General features: G+C 33.8%; 10 protein-coding genes. 5 read left to right on the top strand and 5 right to left on the bottom strand.

The window, feature by feature from the left end; translation table 11 throughout:
• Both AST99_RS11375 and AST99_RS11370 read right to left on the bottom strand, forming a co-directional pair.
• A partial coding sequence (locus tag AST99_RS11375) for an efflux RND transporter permease subunit (protein WP_198151500.1) occupies positions 1-600 on the bottom strand: 600 nt, incomplete at its 3' end.
• A gap of 101 nt (positions 601-701) precedes the next feature.
• Positions 702-1118: an HYC_CC_PP family protein gene (locus AST99_RS11370; RefSeq protein ID WP_057781956.1), complete on the bottom strand. Its 417-nt coding sequence runs from the start codon at positions 1116-1118 to the stop codon at positions 702-704.
• Between the two features lie 476 nt (positions 1119-1594).
• On the opposite strand from AST99_RS11370, the gene AST99_RS11365 reads away from it, so the two are divergent.
• The 5 genes from AST99_RS11365 to AST99_RS11345 all read left to right on the top strand — a co-directional run bounded on the left by AST99_RS11365 (position 1595) and on the right by AST99_RS11345 (position 8348).
• The gene (locus AST99_RS11365) at positions 1595-4636 is read left to right on the top strand and encodes a T9SS type A sorting domain-containing protein (protein WP_057781955.1); all 3042 of its coding nucleotides are present in this window, start codon (positions 1595-1597) and stop codon (positions 4634-4636) included.
• A gap of 112 nt (positions 4637-4748) precedes the next feature.
• On the top strand, positions 4749-5204 hold the full coding sequence (locus AST99_RS11360; RefSeq protein ID WP_057781954.1) for a hypothetical protein: 456 nt from the start codon (positions 4749-4751) through the stop codon (positions 5202-5204).
• A gap of 356 nt (positions 5205-5560) precedes the next feature.
• Positions 5561-6367 (top strand): pyrroline-5-carboxylate reductase, encoded by an 807-nt coding sequence (gene proC, locus AST99_RS11355; protein ID WP_057781953.1) that lies wholly within the window; start codon positions 5561-5563, stop codon positions 6365-6367.
• 43 nt (positions 6368-6410) lie between these two features.
• The gene (proB, locus tag AST99_RS11350; RefSeq protein WP_057781957.1) at positions 6411-7139 is read left to right on the top strand and encodes a glutamate 5-kinase; all 729 of its coding nucleotides are present in this window, start codon (positions 6411-6413) and stop codon (positions 7137-7139) included.
• Positions 7140-7148: 9 nt separating this feature from the next.
• Positions 7149-8348 (top strand): glutamate-5-semialdehyde dehydrogenase, encoded by a 1200-nt coding sequence (locus tag AST99_RS11345; protein ID WP_057781952.1) that lies wholly within the window; start codon positions 7149-7151, stop codon positions 8346-8348.
• 1487 nt (positions 8349-9835) lie between these two features.
• On the opposite strand, the gene AST99_RS11340 is transcribed toward AST99_RS11345, so the two are convergent.
• The 3 genes from AST99_RS11340 to AST99_RS11330 form a co-directional block, all read right to left on the bottom strand.
• Positions 9836-11221: a sugar transferase gene (locus tag AST99_RS11340; protein WP_057781951.1), complete on the bottom strand. Its 1386-nt coding sequence runs from the start codon at positions 11219-11221 to the stop codon at positions 9836-9838.
• 338 nt (positions 11222-11559) lie between these two features.
• Entirely contained in the window at positions 11560-12294 is a 735-nt protein-coding gene (locus tag AST99_RS11335; protein WP_057781950.1) for an energy transducer TonB, read from the bottom strand.
• A 2260-nt stretch (positions 12295-14554) separates the two neighbouring features.
• The coding region (locus AST99_RS11330; RefSeq protein ID WP_057781949.1) for a glycosyltransferase family 4 protein at positions 14555-15382 on the bottom strand (828 nt) is incomplete at its 5' end.

Genomic DNA, 15382 nt, shown 5'->3' with positions numbered 1-15382 from the left:
CCCGCCAATAGAAGCAACTTCGGAAACCCCACTTGCAGACGACAATCCGTACTTTACAAAATAGTCCTGAATACTGCGCAGTTCGTGTAAATCCCAACCTCCGGTAACATTACCGTCGGCATCTCGTCCTTCTAGAGTATACCAAAATATTTGTCCTAAACCTGTGGCATCTGGACCTAAAGCGGGCTTAGCATCAGCAGGAATAAGATTCGCGGGTAAGGCATTGAGTTTTTCTAAAATGCGACTTCTACTCCAATAAAACTCGATATCTTCTTCAAAAATGATATAGATACTGGAAAACCCAAACATAGAAGAACTTCTAATGGTTTTAACTCCAGGAATGCCCATTAAGGTTGTGGTTAACGGATAGGTAATTTGGTCTTCAATATCTTGTGGTGAGCGCCCGTCCCATTTAGTAAACACAATTTGCTGATTATCGCCTATATCTGGAATAGCATCAACAGAAACAGGGTCTGAAGGCAAAAGACCATGCCCCCAATTGAAAGGTGCATTCACCAAGCCCCAGCCTACAATTAAGGCGAGCAGTAGTACCGCAACTAATTTATTTTCAATTAAATATTTTATGCTTTTATTTAGCATCTTAAGTGTTCTTTAAATCATAAAACAATCTGAGAATACTGTAAATACAGTAGGTTTGAACGCCTAAGCATTCAAACTAAAATGTTTGATGTTTAAAAAAATCAGATAAGGAAAGTATCGTATTCCAACTGCATGTCGGTTACGAGTATGGGCGGATGATAATCCTGAAACGGAATAATCTGTTTCGGTAAGCTTTCGAATAATAAATGCTGATAAACGTATGCAAATGTTGTTATAAACAGTTGATGGTCTACAGAAAGCTGGTCTGGAGAAGATTGCAATTCATCTTGACCATTTACCACAACTTTATGGTCTGTACAACATCCTTGTTTAGTAATAGAAGACTCATAAGGCGTGGTTTGCATATTGTCCATAACACACGCTTCAGCATCTTTAAAGACGGCTACATCTACCAAAGTATCACCACAATAATGCATATCTACACTAAAAGACAAGGTAGATATCAGGACCGCAAAGGCCATGAAAATTGCTGTTATGTTGTGAAAAATGGTTTTCATACAAATGCAAAATTACTAATTTTAATTCACTTTAATTCATATTAATTTTAATACATCAAAACGACAAGTACATTGAGAGATAGTTAAACTACCTGTATAAATTAATCCATGGAGCTTAAAAAAAATATTTAGTAATGAAGTAAGTTAAAATAATATTTACACCTTATGTCTAGTAGATAAAACATTAAACATTTATATAATTAAGTTTTTTCAAGTCAAATTTCAAACAAAACAAACACAAAGTATTGATTACAAGTGTTGCATAATAAAATAATCTTATTTTGTTTTTATGTAATTAATATAAATTATATACCTTTAGCACCCCACTAGAGTTGCTTTAAAATTTTCACTTAAAAACAAGCATTTAAACTAATTAAGCCAACTTTATTTTATTTCATTTTAAAATAGTTACATGTATTTTATCCGTGTATACAATATTTTAAAAATGCTTAAACCTATAATAAAATAAAAAAATAATGATCTCACACAAACTATATTTAGCCATAATTATTGGCATTGCTTTAAGCTATAATGCTAATTCTCAAACAGGACCTGGAGGAATTGGTTCTAGTGACGGGACTTCAGATTTAATAATGTGGCTGCGTGCAGATTTAGGTGTAGAATCATCTTCTGGTGTTTCTGCTGTAAATAATGACAACATAACAACTTGGGTTGATCAAAGTGGAGATGGTAATGATGCAACTTCAGTCAGAGCACCTAGTTATGAAACAGGTAAACAAAATGGATATCCTGCAATTCATTTTACGGAATCAAACAATGAATATCTAAATATTGATAACGAACAGAACTTACCTTCTGGAGGTAATGATAGAACGTATCTTTTTGCAGCAGAACCGTCAAATCCAGCTACAGGAACTCAAACACTTTTATATCACGGACATACAACTGAAACTTTAGCCAATTATGGTCAAAGAATTAATATAACTAATAACACAAACGAGTTTAGTGTTAGTGTAAGCGGTAAAAGATTTGGTGTACAACCTGGTTTTTCAAGCTTTAATATTGGTACTATTATATTTCCAAGTGCAGGCTCTACATCCAACGATTTTTTAAACTATAACAATGGAGGACTTCTAACTTCTTATGTTGTAGATGGAGATAATAGTTTTGGAGCTATAAATATAAATACAACTAACGAACTAGCTTATATAGGAGCTAATCGTGTAGCTTCTCAGCATTACAATGGAGACATGTCTGAAATTATTATTTTTGATAAAGAACTTAGTGATCTTGAATTTAATATTGTTAATAATTATCTTTCTGCAAAATACGGTACTACATTAGATTCAACTATCGATTTATACACACAAGATGATGCTGCTAATGGTGATTTCGATCATAATGTTGCTGGTATAGGACGTATTAATGCATCTGACATTCATAACGACTCAAAAGGTACAGGTATTGTTAGAATAAGTAATCCTAGAAATTTAGGTAATGGCGAATACCTTTTTTGGGGAGAAGATACTAAAGATGCTGTTTATAATTTTTCTACAAATACTTCTCTTTACTATGAGCACCTTAATTCTAATTGGCGCGTTAATGAAATAGGAAATGTAGGAGGAGTAAACGTAAGTTTTGATATTACAAATATGGATTTAACTGGCTACATAAGCTGTGGAACTCTTCAGTTAGTTGTCGATAACAATAGTGATTACTCTTCACCTACAGTTTATGATTTAACAATTAGTGGTTCTACAGCATCAAACAATCGTGTGAATTTTTCAGATGGAGACTATTTTTCTATAAGATACTTAGACCAAATTGTTTGGGATGGCACACAGTTTTACAATGGTTCTGGTACTGCTAATGCTCCAGATACCTCTGATGATTGTCTTAAACTAACAATTTTATCTACAACACCAGGTGCTTTAACATTTGATGCTCATGTACGTGAAGTTGAAGTAGAAAGTGGAGCTACGCTAAATGTTACTGATGGATTATTACTAGAAGTTGAGGAAGAAGTTGTTATTGATGGTACTCTAGATTTATTAGGAGAAGCACAACTTATTCAAAACCACACAAACGTTACATCTAATTCTGGTAGTGGAAATCTAAGAATAAGACAACAAGGTACTTCTAATTTATATAATTACAATTATTGGAGTGCACCTGTAAATACAGGATCTGGTTATTGGCAAATAGGAAGTTTAGAAGATGCTAATGGAGTTATCGACTTTAGTAGTGATCCTGATGCAGACCCAACAACATCTCCTATAACACTAAGTAGCCGTTGGTTGTATCAATTTAATGGATTAACTGGTACCTATTCAGAATGGAGCGCTTTAACAACAACAAGTAATCTACTTCCAGGTATAGGGTATATTATGAAAGGCTCTGGAACTTCAGACGCTGAACAAGAATATATTTTTTCTGGAACACCTAACGATGGAAATTATACTATATCAGCTACAGCTGGAAATGATATTTTAGTAGGAAATCCCTACCCTTCTGCTTTAAATGCAGATCAATTTATAATTGACAATCTTTTTATCATTGATGGAACTTTATCTTTCTGGGAACATTTTAGCACGAATAACAGTCATGTTTTAGCTGATTATCAAGGTGGGTATGCAACTTATAACTTATTGATGTCCCTAGTAGCTGCTGCTACAGCTGACACTTCGGGGTTAACTAGCGGATTAGGATTATCATTTAAATCAGCTCCTTCTAGCAATATAGCTGTTGGACAAGGTTATTTTTTAACTATTAATACAACTGGAAATATAGAGTTTAACAACCAGCAAAGAATATTTAGTAAAGAATCTGATGCAACTGATGCTCCTGTTTTTTATAGATCTGCTAATAGCTCTACAGATTTAAGACCTAAAATTTGGTTCTCCTTTACAGATCCTAACAATTTAAAAACAACAATAGGATTAGGGTATGATAGTGATAATGCAACAAAAGAATATGACAATGGTTATGATGCTAAACTTTTTGGAACCAAAAACAACGATATATATTGGGTATTAAATGATGAAAATTTAATAATACAAGCACTTGCCAATATAAATATTGAAGATGAATTACCTCTAACAATTAAGGCTACAGATGCAGGTATTTATAAAATTGCTATCGATAAAACGGAAAACGTTCCTACTGATACTAATATTTTCTTGAAAGACAACTTAACAAATACATATTACAGCTTAAATACAGATGACTCTGAATTGGTTTTACAAAACGATATTTATGAGAATAGATTTTCCATAGTCTTTAAAGAAGATACTACTTTAAGTACAGATGATTTTCAAAACAGTCCAATTTCTGTATATTACGATCGTACAACTAAAGACTTATCTATACTTAATTATGAAAATTTAAGTAGTATTAAATCTTTAATAATATATAATGTTACAGGTCAGAAAATTATAAATTTAAACACATTACAATCTGATACAATTAACCTAAATAAGTTTAGTGATGGTATTTATATCGTTAACATAACTTCAGAAACTAATCAGAATAAAGTAATTAAGTTTGTAAAATTTTAAAAAAATATAATAGGACTTGTTCTGCTGATAAATATTAAAGGTCTATTGATTTTATTTATTTTAAAGCTGTGAAATAAAAGCGATAACATATCACCCTTACCTCTCCAGTTTTATGAGTCTTATATTTATTTTAATACTTGCTATTCCTTGTTTTTTCATCTCTAAATGGGGTTTAAAAAAACTAGATATAGGCACAAGTAAAAATCGTAAATACATTGCCTTGTTCCCTACTTTTATTTTGAGTCCGTTAATATATATTAGTCTTATCCTGTTATGGATGGCATCCGCGTCTTATTATCCGACCTATGAATTTAATAAACGCCAATGGGAAACACATCCAGAAGAACGCTACACCATGTCTGAAGATCTTATGGATAACAAACTCCTAATTGGAAAAACCAAATCGGAAATTGCAGTACTACTTGGTTATGACTTTTACACGTATACTGACAATCATATAGGGTATACTTTAGGATTTAAACCTGGGTTTTTCAACATAGACCCAGATGTGCTCGATATATATTTTGAGAATGGAAAAGTGGTTCGCGTTTCCCAACACGAGAGTTAAGTTCTCCTCAAAATTTATATCCTTAAATAGAGTAAAAATCACTTAATCACCTCTTTTTTTAGACGTTTTTGGCTTCATTTTAAATCTTCAAAATACGCCACATTTACCACTTCAAAACGAGAGGTATTCCGATTAAAAAGAAGCTTGAAAAACGCTTGCATCTTAGGGTTCTAAAATAGAGTTTATCTATAACTACTATAACTTCAACCTATTACAAAATTCACAACAAAACTGCAAATTCTATTAAGATAACATAAAAACGGCCTCAAAAAAGGCATTAAACTGCTCAGATTTTGATAATTCAGATATTTTAGTAGTTTACCCCTATCATTAATTTTAATCATAAAAATAACATAATGAAATTATTAGTAATTGGAGCGGGAAATATGGGGTTAACCTATGCCGAAGCGATGTCTAAATCGAAACTTCTCAAGAAAAGAAATATCATGATTTTAGACAGCTCCGACGAGAAAATCGAGAGTTTAAATAAAATCTCACATTTCGATGTCTTCAAAGATCCTAAAGACTGCGTTCCTCAAGCAGATTTAATTTTTTTAGCCGTTAAGCCGTATCATGCAGACGAGTTATTTACAAAAATGGCACCTATCGTAACCAAAGGTCAGATTGTAATCTCTTTAATGGCAGGAGTCACTATTAAACATATTCAAGACGCTTTAGATTTAGCTAAAGTGGTGCGTACTATGCCAAACTTACCTGCTAAGGTAGGCAAAGGATTAACATCGTACACAGCCTCGGAAGAAGTGTCTAGAATCGAACTATTAACAATAGAAAATTTATTAAATACTACAGGTAAATCGATTCAAGTAAAGAATGAAAACTTTATCGATGCTTCTACAGGAATTTCTGGAAGCGGACCTGCTTACGTATTCTATTTTATGCAAAGTATGATGGAAGCAGCCTTACAAATGGGCTTCTCTGAAAATGTGTCTAAAGTATTGGTAAGTCAAACCTTTACGGGAGCCGTAGATTTATTTAATCAAGACAATATTTCTCCAAACAGATGGATGGAACTTGTAGCATCTAAAGGAGGAACAACACGTGCCGCTTTAGATAGCATGGACGATAATAATGTAAACGAATTAATAAAAGAGGCTGCATTTGCTGCCTTTAATAGAGCTATAGAACTTGGAAAAGACAAATAAGAAATACAAACAGCGTATTGTCATTAAAGTTGGAACCAACGTAATGACAAATAGAGATAACAGAATTGTAAGACCGGTATTAGACCGATTAGTGAAACAAATTGCTGAGCTATACGAACGCGATATCATCACGGTACTTGTGTCGTCTGGATCTGTCATTGCAGGAATGGAAGTGTTAGGACATTCAGACATTAAAGATAAAGCATCAAGACGTCAGGTATATTCTGCAATAGGACAACCAAGAATGATGCGTTTGTACTATAATATTTTTCATGATTATGGTATGAAATGTGCTCAGGTTTTACCTACTAAAAACGATTTCGATCCGGGAGAACACCGTCGTAATATGCAAAACTGTTACGAAAACTTATTATCGGAAGGCGTAATTCCAATTGCAAACGAAGATGATACTGTATCGCTATCACATGCCATGTTTTCGGACAACGATGAGTTGGCTTGTTTAATTGCTGAAATGATTGATGCCGACAAATTAATTATCTTAACAGATATTGATGGGTTATATGATGGGCATCCAGATGCAGACGATTCGTCTCTAGTTGAAGAAGTAGGGATTAACGAAAATGTAAATCATTTTATTAGCGATACTAATAAAGGTGAAGCTGAAGGCCGCGGTGGTATGTTATCAAAATTAAACTACGCCAAACAGTCAGCGAAAAAAAATATTCCTACAATTATTGCTAACGGAAAAAGCGAAAATACCATCATCGATATTATAGATGGTAAAGCCGTAGGAACTAAAGTAGAAATTTAAAAAACAAAGATGAAATTATTAAAAACCGACTTAAAAAATAATGTTCTACAATCCATGATTCAATTATTGGATGAAAATAGAGCAGAACTTTTAAGCGCGAACAAGAAAGATTTAGAAGCATTTAGTAAAGACGACCAAGCCATGTACGATCGATTAATCGTAGATGACAAAAAGATAGATGGCATGATAACCTCTGTGAAGGAAGTTATGTCTCAAAACGACCCTATTGGAAAAACCATATCGCATCGTGTTCTAGACGATGGTTTAGATATCACCAATAAAACAGCTCCATTTGGAACCATCATGATTATTTATGAATCACGTCCAGATGTGACTATAGAAGCCGCTGTATTAGCCTTTAAAGCCAATAATAAAATATTTTTAAAAGGTGGTAAAGAAGCTATTCACAGTAATAAAGTATTAGTCGATTTTTGGCATAAAGCCTTAAATGAACATGGTTTAGACAGCAGTTATATTCAACTCTTAACGCTAAACCGTCAGGAAACACAAGAGTTCCTTAAAAATCCAACAGAGCAATTAGATTTAATCGTACCGCGCGGTGGCGAACGTTTAATTCAATTTGTAAAAGAACATGCACGTTGCGCTGTATTAGTAAGCGGAAGAGGAAACAATTTCCTTTTTGTAGACGACACAGCAGATTGGGAACAAACCAAAAAAGTGATTTTAAATGCTAAAACCGATAAGATTTCGGCTTGTAATGCATTAGATAAAATTTTAATACAAAAAGATGTTCCTGATTACGACGCTAAATTAAAAGATTTAGAAGCTGTACTACAAGCGAAAAACGTATCCCTTTTAGTCGATGCGGAAACGCAAAAGACACTTAAAGATCAACCCTTAATTCCAAGTGACGACGTTTGGAGCGAAGAGTTTTTAGCTTTAAAATGTGTTATAGGTACTGTGGATACCTTAGATGATGCGATTGAAAAGATTAACGCCTATTCTGGCGGACATTCAGCTACCATCATGACTACAAATCGCGAGAATGCCATAAAATTTATGGAAGATGTAGACTGTGCTGCAGTATACCAAAATGCCTCGACCCGATTCACCGATGGAGGTAAAATGGGTGTCGGTGCAGAATTAGCTATCAGTACAGATAAGCTACACCACAGAGGTCCACTAGGACTAAATGAATTAGTAACTAATAAATATTATATTTTTGGAGACGGTCATATCCGTGAATAATCCAGAATATTGTATTTCAATATAAAAACAAAGGCTACCACAATGGTAGCCTTTGTTGTATGATAAGGTTAAGAAAGTAATTTTTACAACATAGTAGTTCCAATGTCATTCCGAGATACGCGGAATCTATAAGAGCATCTTAATTAAAAACACTTCACTATTCAAATTTCACATCTCACTATTCACTATTCACTATTCATCAATCCACCAACAATACCCCATGAATTTTCAATCATAACAAACGAAGAAGCGAAACTACATTACGTATCCATTAGCCTCTATATTTGTAAAAGTAATTCGAATGTCATTCCAAGGAACGAGAAATCTATTAAAGCATGTTTATAAAAAACCTCTTCACTATTCATTTTTTTCATCGCTAAAAAAACGAACCAAAAAAATCTAGGCTGACTAAACCGTATCTAAATGTTAGGCTTCAGTACTAAATTTTAAGAACTCGCATGTATATTAGCAATCCTAATCAAAACATAGGTATACTAAAATCAATAGCATTTATCAACTTTGATCACGCTCAAACAGCTTAAAATTTCACGCACTGTGCACTGCACATTTTACGATACACTTTAGATAGGCCATAACTACAATTCATAATTTAATGCAAAAACATAAGCCCTAGCTTAAATCATCAATAAAACTCAAATGTGATACCGAAACAAGTTCGGCATGACGACATCAAGAATAATTAGATTTAAAAATAAATCATGAAGGCAGGTCATGAATTTTCAGTCATAATGAACAAAGAAGCGAAACTGCATTGAGCAGACATTAGACTCTATATTTGTAAAAGTAATTCAAATGTCATTCCGAGGCACGAGGAATCTATAAGAACATCTTAATTTAAAGACATCTCACTATTCACAACTCACCAATAATACCCCATGAATTTTCAGTCATAACGAACGAAGAAGCGGAACTGCATTGCGTATCCATTAGCCTCTATATTTGTAAAAGTAATTCGAATGTCATTCCAAGGAACGAGGAATCTATAAAAGCATGTTTATAAAAAACCTCTTCACAGTTCATTTTTTTCATCGCTAAAAAAACGAACCAAAAAAATCTAGGCTTACTAAACCGTATCTAAATGTTAGGCTTCAGTACTAAATTTTAAGAACTCGCATGTATGTAAGCAATCCTAATCAAAAAACAGGTATACTGAAATCAATAGCATTTATCAACTTTGATCATGCTCAAACAGCTTAAAATTTCACGCACTGTGCACTGCACATTTTACGATACACTTTAGATAGGCCATTACCTCAATTTATACTCCAAGTTTAAAATAACTTTGAGAACCAATACCCATCTAAGTTTATAAAAGTAGTCCTATTGTCATTCCGAGGCACGAGGAATCTATTAGAGAATGTTGATCAAAAAAATAGTACCAAAAACCACTATCCTAAACCCCAATCATCAATTGAACCCCATGAATTTTCAGTCATAACAAACGAAGAAAAGAAGAAAAAGAAAACCTACTGTCCCCTAAAAAACACCACTGCAGTAACAGTCTTTACCAAAATATTCAAATCCAAGAAAAAACTCCGTCTTTTAATATAAAACAAATCATACTGTAATTTCATCAAACTATCGGCTACAGTTTCTCCATAACGCACTTTTACCTGTGCCCAACCCGTAATACCGGGTTTAACCATATGTCGCGCTTCATAAAACGGAATCACTTCTGCTAATTCTTTTACAAATTTCGGACGCTCAGGTCGAGGTCCAATTAAACTCATATCACCTTTGAGTACATTTAAACATTGCGGAATTTCATCAATACGTGTGCGTCTCAAAAACTTCCCAAAAGCCGTAACTCTTGCATCATTTTTAGAGGCCCAAACGGCTCCGTTTTTCTCAGCATCCACGACCATAGATCGAAATTTTATAATAGAAAAAGGTTTCCCATGTAAGCCCACACGTACTTGTTTATAAAATAAAGGACCGCGACTTCCAATCAGGTTTCCTATAAATACCAACGGCAATAAAACTAAGCCAACAACACATCCGGAGAGCGCAAATGCAGTATCAAAAATCCACCGTTGCAGTAAATATAATTTATTTTGATTGTTTCGGTTAAACGGAAAATACTTATAAAAATCTTTACCTAGATAATGCACCGGAATACGATACGTCATTTCCTCAAAAGCCTGAGTATATTCTTTAATCGGAAATCCACGTTCTAACAAACTCATCAATTCCTGATAAAGTTCAGACGTAATCAATTCAGAATTATAAGTGGCGACTAAAATTTCAGAAACCTTATGCTCTGCAATAACCCGATTCAAATCAGCCGACACATACGATGGTGTCAAAGTGGGTTTCTTACTATTATCAGGCTCACAGTTAATAAAACCAACAATATTATAATTGGGGTCTACGCCTTTTAAAGACGTAACAATCTCGTCTATATATTCGGGTTCTCCAACTAATAAAACATGCTTATAAAAGCGTGGCGTAGAAATAAAAGTAATATAAATAGCACGCCAAAATAATATGCCTCCTAAAATACCGAGAAAGAAAAACAAGATCTGTATACGTTTTTCAGGTAAGAAGGGTGTAAAGTAAGGCGTCATTAAATAAAAGGCGACTACAAATACCGTAGTTAAAACCACATTGGGTAAAGTCGATTGAAAGACACTAGATTTCTGTAAATCATAAATCTCAAAAACAGTCCCGAAAATGGTAATGTATAATATCAATACAATAATCCAAGACCAATTTTCATTAGACATCTTAAAATAATCAAATTCAAAACACGAACTTAATCCATATAAGACCCCTAAAACAATACAAATATCTATAAGACGTAATAAGATCTTTCGTTCTGAAATGTTGAAAGAAATTGGGTTTTTAAACATTGGGTAGTCACTTAAACTGGGTAAATATATGAATTACTGTGGAAAATCAATATTTATTTTAACGAATCTAGCTCCTATCTTACCTTCTGGAAATCAAGAATATTATAATTTGACAGCCAACCATCATTTTACACCCGCTAAACGATAGCAATTTACCTGATGATGTACTATAGTCAAAAGGAGTATCATTCAACAACATGATCATTAGTAATAAAAATATCACCAATTAAAGTCTAACATACTCTACCGTAGGCGTACATGTTTTTACAAAAAAATACGCCACAATATTCTTGTGACGTATTTCAACTAAAACACCTGTTATTAACACATAACCATACCTACAGAGGTGCTTTATATCTAAAAAATATAGGTACTGCATAAGATACTTTTACTGGTTTACCACGTTGGCTACCAGGTTTCATTCTTGGTAACAAACGCACAATACGTTCTGCTTCTTGTTCTAAGATTTGTTCAGGACCACGAGAACGGATACCTGTAATATAACCTTGTTCGTCAATAATAAACATCACAGACACACGCCCCTGTAAACCTAAATCTAAGGCATCTTCTGGGTATTTAAAGTGTGACTTAATATGTTCGTTCATTTTGGTTTGAAAACAAGCCTTAGAAGCCTCTCTAGACAAACCTTCACAACCAGGAAAAACGGGAATATTTTCAATCACCGAAAAAGGGACTTCAACATCTTCTTCAACCTCTTCAATTTGTACCTCATCTACAGCAACTATAGGTTCAGGATCTAAAATGGCATCTTCTTGAGAGGATTCAGTACTCTCAATCACGGTTTCTTCTATATCAGCAACAGATTCCACAACTTCTATAACCGAAGATATGGCTACTGGTGGCGGAGGTAATGGTGTATTAACGGTCGTAATAGGAATATCTTCTTCATACTCCTGCACCATATCAAGAATAGCAATTGGTGCTTCCTCGGTATCAAACGTTCTAAATTCAAGGGCAGACCAAGTCAACAATAACATAATGTTTAACCCAATAGCAAAATATATACTGCTATTTCTCCCAATGTCGATTTTTGGATTTTTTTTAGCTTTCATGACGATATATTTTAAAAGTGAATATTCCGTTTTTACTCTTATTAAGGTAGAAAAAAAGAGCGCTAATTACTATGATAATTATCATGTTTCAAGCAAAATAGAGACACTCAAAAACAACCTAATTCACTAAAAATCAAAACCTAAAAAACACATTCACAATCCAAAATTATCAATAGAACACATGAATTTCAGACCTAACAAACGAAGAAACAAAACTGTATTACGCAGCCATTAGCCTCTATATTTATAAAAGTAATTCCAATATCATTCCGAGGTACGAGGAATCTATTAAAGCATGTTAATTAAAAGACATCTCACTATTCACAACTCACCAATAACACCTCAATGAATTTTCAATCATAACAAATGAAGAAGCGAAACTACATTGCGTATCCATTAGTGTCTATTTTTATAAAAGTAATCCGAATGTCATTCCGAGGCACGAGGAATCTATAAGAGAATGTTGATCAAAAAAATAGTATCAAAAACCACTATCCTAAACCCCAATCACCAATAGTAAGTACATGAATTTTCAGTCATAATGAACGAAGAAGCGGAACTGCATTGCAAAGCAATAAGCATGTAGCCAAAATGAACGGAATTAAAGAAAAATATTTGGCTTAAATTTTGGCTTGGTTATCCAGAGCAATAGCAAAGGATCAGTATCAAGACAACTGCATAGCACATCATGAGTACAACTAAAAAATAGTATAAAACGAATAAAATGAACGGAGAAGATAAGAAGAAGTTCTTTTTAAATTTTTACTTGGTTGATCCAGAGCAATAACGAAGGATCTGAACAAACTATAATATCATAATAATTCCAATGTCATTCCAAGGAACGAGGAATCTATCAGAGAATGTTAATTAAAAAACCTCTTCACAGTTCATTTTTTTCATCGCTAAAAAAACGAACCAAAAAAATCTAGGCTTACTAAAATGTATCTAAATGTTAGGCTTCAGTACTAAATTTTAAGAACTCGCATGTATATTAGCAATCCTAATCAAAACATAGGTATACTGAAATCAATAGCATTTATCAACTTTGATCATGCTCAAACAGCTTAAAATTTCACGCACTGTGCACTGCACATTTTACGATACACTTTAGATAGGCCATTACTACAATTCATAATTTAATGCAAAAACATAAGCCCTAGCTTAAATCATCAATAAAACTCAAATGTGATACCGAAACAAGTTCGGCATGACGAAATCAAGAATAATTAGATTTAAAAATAAATCATGAAGGCAAGCCATGAATTTTCAGTCATAACAAACGAAGAAGCGAAACTGCATTACGCAGTAATAAGCATATAGCTTCGAAAGAGCGTGGTGCGCAGCAATGACCTACAAATTCATTTGATTTTTTGGCTTGGTTTATCCAGAACGATAGTGAAGGATCTGGATCAAGACAACTGCGTAGCACATCATGAGTACAACTAAAAAAAATAGAAAAAAACGAATAAAATGAACGGAATTAAAGAAAAATATTTGTCTTAAATTTTGGCTTGGTTTATCCAGAACAATAGCGAAGGATCTGTACAACAAATAATTATATATAATAAGTTAAATGTCATTCCGAGGAACGAGGAATCTATTAAAAAATCTAAATTAAAAGAATATTAATAGTTCATTTTTTTCATCGCTAAAAAAACGAACCAAAAAAATCTAGGCTTACTAAACCATATCTAAATGTTAGGCTTCAGTACTAAATTTTAAGAACTCGCTTCAATACTTGAAATGCAAATCAAAATATTGGTATACTAGAATCTACAACAATAATCAGGTTTAGACTTGCTCAAACAGCTTAAAATTTCACGCACTGTGCACTGTACATTTTACGATACACTTTAGATAGGCCATAACTACAATTCATAATTTAATGCTAAAACATAAGCCCTAGCTTAAATCATCAATAAAACTCAAATGTGATACCGAAACAAGTTCGGCATGACGACATTAAGAATAATTAGATTTAAAAATAAATCATGAAGGCAGGTCATGAATTTTCAGTCATAATGAACGAAGAAGCGAAACTGCATTACGCAGTAATAAGCATGTAGCTTCGAAAGTGAATGATGCGCAGCAATGACCTATAAATTCATTTGATTTTTTGGCTTGGTTTATCCAGAGCAATAGCGAAGGATCTTTACAAAAATTTATTATCTGATAATAAGTTCAATGTCATTCCGAGGTACGAGGAATCTATAAAAACATCTTAATTAAAGACACTTCACCAATCACCATTCACCAATAACTACTCCAACACCTCACGCCACTGTGCCTTTACAACCTCCCAATCAAAGCCCTCAACTTTTTCTCGAGCTTTTAAAACCAGTTGTTGAGTCTTTTCTGGATTTGACTTCACGTCTAAAATAGCATCTACAAAGGCCTGACAATCATTAGGTGGAACCAATACGCCATCTACACCGTCTGCAATTAAAAACGGCATCCCTCCAACGTTAGTAGACACTATAGGCAAACCTAACGCCATAGCCTCAATAACGCTCACGGGCATATTATCAAAATTGGTTGTATTAATAAACACATTATAATCTGCAGCCAAGCTCGTCCACTCTGGTTTAGACAATTTCCCGGTAAATGTTACAGCCACTCCCAATTGTTCCGCATAAGATCTCACCACTACTAAAGATCCATCGGTATCTGGTCCCACCATACAGAGGTCTGCCTCATACCCCTGATCCAATAAAGATTTCAAAATATCTACCGCTAGACACGGATTATAAATGGTAGAAAACGACCGCACCCACAATAAGCGAATAGGCCCTACAGGTCTAATAGTAAACGGGTACTGCTGCAATTGTAAACTGTTCGGAATATAGACCACATGAGAAAACCCATGAGCGGTAAACGCTGTTTTCAAATATAAAGAGGGAGAGACCAATACTTTTGCAGGTCTAAACAGTAAACGACACAAACGAGGATTATGTTCTAAACGGTGTGGTAAATTCCCACCATGTAAAATAGGTATATAAGGCAAACGCATCAGGCGACAACACTGACTCACAATAACAGCATAATAAAAATTCTGAGTACTATACGTATCAATTAAAGCAGTATGCAT

The sequence above is a fragment of the Formosa algae genome, from assembly GCF_001439665.1.
Taxonomy (GTDB): Bacteria; Bacteroidota; Bacteroidia; order Flavobacteriales; family Flavobacteriaceae; genus Formosa; species Formosa algae.
The sequence above is the reverse complement of the archived record's forward strand: the minus strand, read 5'-3'. Positions and strand labels throughout refer to the sequence as shown.

Coding starts and splice junctions, on each gene's coding strand:
- AST99_RS11370 (WP_057781956.1), bottom strand. CDS start 1,118: ATGAAAACCATTTTTCACAACATAACAGCAATTTTCATGGCCTTTGCG.
- AST99_RS11365 (WP_057781955.1), top strand. CDS start 1,595: ATGATCTCACACAAACTATATTTAGCCATAATTATTGGCATTGCTTTA.
- AST99_RS11360 (WP_057781954.1), top strand. CDS start 4,749: ATGAGTCTTATATTTATTTTAATACTTGCTATTCCTTGTTTTTTCATC.
- proC (WP_057781953.1), top strand. CDS start 5,561: ATGAAATTATTAGTAATTGGAGCGGGAAATATGGGGTTAACCTATGCC.
- proB (WP_057781957.1), top strand. CDS start 6,411: ATGACAAATAGAGATAACAGAATTGTAAGACCGGTATTAGACCGATTA.
- AST99_RS11345 (WP_057781952.1), top strand. CDS start 7,149: ATGAAATTATTAAAAACCGACTTAAAAAATAATGTTCTACAATCCATG.
- AST99_RS11340 (WP_057781951.1), bottom strand. CDS start 11,221: ATGTTTAAAAACCCAATTTCTTTCAACATTTCAGAACGAAAGATCTTA.
- AST99_RS11335 (WP_057781950.1), bottom strand. CDS start 12,294: ATGAAAGCTAAAAAAAATCCAAAAATCGACATTGGGAGAAATAGCAGT.